The organism is Arthrobacter sp. Soil762 (assembly GCF_001428335.1).
Classification (GTDB): domain Bacteria; phylum Actinomycetota; class Actinomycetes; order Actinomycetales; family Micrococcaceae; genus Arthrobacter.
Genome location: NZ_LMSG01000014.1, coordinates 1 through 3,659 on the forward strand (window position 1 = coordinate 1; position 3,659 = coordinate 3,659).

At 48.3% G+C, this 3,659-nt stretch carries 5 protein-coding genes; all 5 read right to left on the reverse strand.

All coding sequences use genetic code 11. The features are described 5' to 3' along the window. Nucleotides 1-342 (reverse strand): hypothetical protein (locus ASG77_RS22540; RefSeq protein WP_235564473.1); only part of this gene is annotated, 342 nt, incomplete at its 3' end. 4 nt (nt 343-346) lie between these two features. Next, entirely contained in the window at nt 347-757 is a 411-nt protein-coding gene (locus tag ASG77_RS21850; protein ID WP_156380269.1) for a hypothetical protein, read from the reverse strand. An 18-nt stretch (nt 758-775) separates the two neighbouring features. Continuing rightward, nucleotides 776-1,159, reverse strand: a complete 384-nt coding sequence (locus ASG77_RS21855; RefSeq protein WP_156380270.1) for a hypothetical protein — start codon at nt 1,157-1,159, stop codon at nt 776-778. Between the two features lie 354 nt (nt 1,160-1,513). Then, nucleotides 1,514-3,055, reverse strand: a complete 1,542-nt coding sequence (locus ASG77_RS21860) for a hypothetical protein (protein ID WP_156380271.1) — start codon at nt 3,053-3,055, stop codon at nt 1,514-1,516. A gap of 134 nt (nt 3,056-3,189) precedes the next feature. Next, nucleotides 3,190-3,659, reverse strand: a 470-nt coding sequence (locus tag ASG77_RS21865) for a hypothetical protein (protein WP_235564476.1), incomplete at its 5' end; no start/stop codon positions are given.

The following is a 3,659-nucleotide window of genomic DNA, read 5'->3' on the forward strand; positions in this document are numbered from 1 at the left end:
CAACCACGCCAATCGTGGCTCTGAACGACACGATCCGTGATCTGGGCAGGTGGCTCTGGAGCGCACGGCAGGTGGCTCCCTTGGAAGCCAGTATTCACCGGAGAGCTTCTTACTGGAACCAGCAGCTTTGAGTGTGATTACGCTGCCGGCCTTGACCGTATTGCCGGATTTGAAGACCCTGGCTGAAAGAGCTGTAACGCCAGTCTTGGCAGCTACTTCCTCTTTCCAGATGGGGGAGACGGAAGCTCGCTGATACTTTCTGAGGTCATTCTTAACTTCAGAAGGCAATTTGCGGAACAGCTTGTTAGCTGCGTCTAGGCGAGCTCCGTCTACCTCAAACATCTAGTTAGACGCCGTAAACGATTGTTGGCTGTCCTGTTACACCGAAGGTTGCACTTGATGTAGCTACACCAACGCCTCCACCAATTTCTTTAGGAGCAGTAAGAACTGCGGTAACAGTGAATGACTGGGTAGCAGTACTGGTTGGCTTAATAACAATTGTCTTGGTTGTACCGTGAAGGGCAATGAGCTTTGCGGTAAGGGTTGAGTTAGCCACAAAGTCCTGACCGAATTCAAGGTCAAGTGTCCAAACAAGTGCACCAACTGTTGATTGAACATTTCCGGATACCGGTGTCCAGACAGCAGTATCAAATGTATTTGAGAGTTTTGCGGATGTGATTGCGTCGGAATATTCGATTGCATCGATAGATACAATCGCATTTTTAATTGTTAGGGGTGTGTGAGCTAGTGATGCCATGAGATTTCCTTTCAGGCACTAAGATTTGAAAATATTTTTGGTGTGGGCCTGGAGAGTAATCTCATAGCCAATGTATTTCTCGCTGATGATCGCGCGTTCTGCATCTGTCCAGTCAACATTTGCGACTGAATTAATGCTGACCAGGACTTCATAGAGAGCGTCTTCAAGTTCATCCTCAGCAACTTCTGTTCCTGCCTTGGCAACAATCACAATGCATTTGAGGTCCTGACCTACTGTTGCTGTAGCAGATTCATTGATAAGACGCTCACGATAAACGTTTACGTAAACTTTGCCTGTAACGAGATTGTCTGGAGCAGACGTAGGAAAGTTATGAACGATATAAGCGGCGTTGTCCAGCTTGATCTGTTCAGCAATTAGTCCGCGAATAGTAGATGCAGGCATTAGCGCAGTCTCCCGAGTGGAGATGACTTAGGGCGTATCAAGTCGCGAGCGGCAAATATCAATGGATAAACGGCAATGCTTAGTCCGTCCGAACCAAACTCCTGCTGATTACCACCACGGAGTTGTCCCCATATGTGGCGGGCCTGCATTATCTCGGCGAGCTTCCAAGATTCTGGAACTGGTGTTTCAATAGGAAGGGTAGGCGCATAGGCAAAGCAAACCTCATAAGCTACGTCCATTAGATTTTGCAAAGTAACTACATCGATATCATTAGCCTCAGGCCAGATTTCGAGTACTTGGATTAGATCTGCATTCCACATAGCGCCTACCCTTTCTTTAGTTGATACGTTTCAATTAAACAGGTACAGAAACGTTTACAAGTGCACGAGCATCGTTAACGATGAGTGCGTAGTAGCCGAAGAGTGCTTCGTCCTCGCCACCATTGCTGATGTCAAGAGCAGAAACCTGAATAGGTGTGCCTGGACGCTCGTAGAAGGTAACTGCTTGACTTGAACCAACGATTACAGCAGTAGCTGCAACGTCAGAAGAAGGGATGATCTGGAAACCGGCAATGTTGCCACCCTCAAGTCCGAGAGCCTGAGTGATGAATTTGAGGTTGTCGAATTCAGTAGTCATAAGCATTTCGCGGTATGTAGTGAGACCCACAATTGCGAATGTTGGTGTAGCTACATCGATCATGCTCATCGCGCCCTGAACGATACGTGCGGCTCCTGAGGAGACACCTGCAGGGATTGCTTGGCCAGCTACGACTGGTGCCTCAGCAACAATGAAGTCAAGGACTTTTTTGTCTGACTTACGGGCATAATCCTCAGCAGCTGCTGCAAAGAATGAGCTGACGAATTCAGTATTACCAAAGTCACGGTACTTACGGTCAAGCTTCCAGCCACCTGCAAGACGAGCTGCTTCTTCTGAGAAGCGCTGAGTTACAACAACGTTAGATGGGATGGCAGCAAGGTCGCCTGCATAATCTCCAACAACTGGCTTAGTTGTGAACTTCCAGCCTTCAATCTTCCATGAAGTCAAAGAACCTGTGTTTACAAGTTTGGCGTATTTACGTGTGTAAGGCTGACCACTCCAGAGCTCACCGAGCCACTGTGACTGTTCTACATTTGCGGTGTTAGCAGTTGAGGTGATGTTGGAAAGAGCAGCAAAAAGATTCTCTTCTCCTGTAAGGCCAGCATCCTCGAAGCTTGCAGCAAGACGGGTGTCTTTAGTTGCATAGGCTTGAGCAATTGTTGCTGCGTTAAGAGCAACTTTAGCGGCGCCACTGTTTCCAGCGGCATTAAGTGCTGTTGGTACAGCGGCGTTTTCAGACATTACTGTCTCGCTTTCATTATCAATTTCTGCCTCTGCGTCTGCATTAGCAATTACAACCTCAGTAACTTCTTGTTCTGAGGAATCTTCTTGTGTGTCTTCTGCTTCGATTTCTCCGAAGTCAGAGGCCATTACCATTAGTTGGGCAGCTTTGAAGGCTGGTTTTGTTACCAATCCGGCCGCGTCTAATGTGGCTGAGATGATGCGACCTGCGCGGATTACTGGACTGGTTAGCTCAACGCTGATACCAGTACGTAGTCCTTCAGCAGCTAGGACCAGGGCGTCATTGCCTTCATTGGTAGCTGCAACACGGATGGTCGCGATAATGCCCGCATCGGTTTCTTCGATGTTTACGAATTTGCCAACTGGACGCTTTGCATCGTGCTCAATGTTTACTGAGCGACCGATTGAATTTGCAAAGTCCACAGTGCCTTTAGAAGCAACAACTTTTCCAAGGTTTGTGAGACCTGGGTTGTCTTCTCCAAAAGGAAGAAGCATGTACTTCAAAGTTCTGTCTGAAAGGTCTGCGGTGAGTAGTTCACCTGTGATGTGATTATTCATTTGGTGCCTCTTCAAGAGAAAGATCTACTTTGAAGAGTTCGTCTGAATCAATCTTCAAAAGCTTTGCAATTGCTGCTGCTTGCTTCTCAGTGATTACAAGCTCTGGTTTGTCTGCGTGATTGCAGCGTCTAACATTAGACATCTGTTGATACCGTGCTTTCGTGATTTGTCTTTCCACTCACTTGAGCGCGGAAAGATGAATAGTCCACCGTGATCTTTACGCCGGGTGGGGTTACGTCGTCCTGAGACAAGCGATCCGCAATTGGTTCTGTCCAGGTCTTGAGTGAGAGCTCTAAAGTTTCGTTTCGCTCGTCTACTGCGTTCTGGTAGACATCAGCGTTTCCGCCGCCGTTGCCGTCAAGGAGTGCCGCTGAAACTCCGAGGAAGTTTGAGATATCAACTCGGACTGCGTTTCGTGCTTCGAGCATCATTGTGTTGGCGGAGTCTGATCCTCCGAAGCCGTGGATTTCTAGACCCTTAGGCTGATAAACAATGCCGCCGCGCTTGTGAATACTGGCTTCCAAGGGAGCCACCTGCCGTGCGCTCCAGAGCCACCTGCCCAGATCACGGATCGTGTCGTTCAGAGCCACGATTGGCGTGGTTG

Bases quoted from the DNA above. Each gene is read 5' to 3' on its own strand.
- ASG77_RS21850 (WP_156380269.1), bottom strand. From the start codon at position 757: ATGGCATCACTAGCTCACACACCCCTAACAATTAAAAATGCGATTGTA.
- ASG77_RS21855 (WP_156380270.1), bottom strand. From the start codon at position 1,159: ATGCCTGCATCTACTATTCGCGGACTAATTGCTGAACAGATCAAGCTG.
- ASG77_RS21860 (WP_156380271.1), bottom strand. From the start codon at position 3,055: ATGAATAATCACATCACAGGTGAACTACTCACCGCAGACCTTTCAGAC.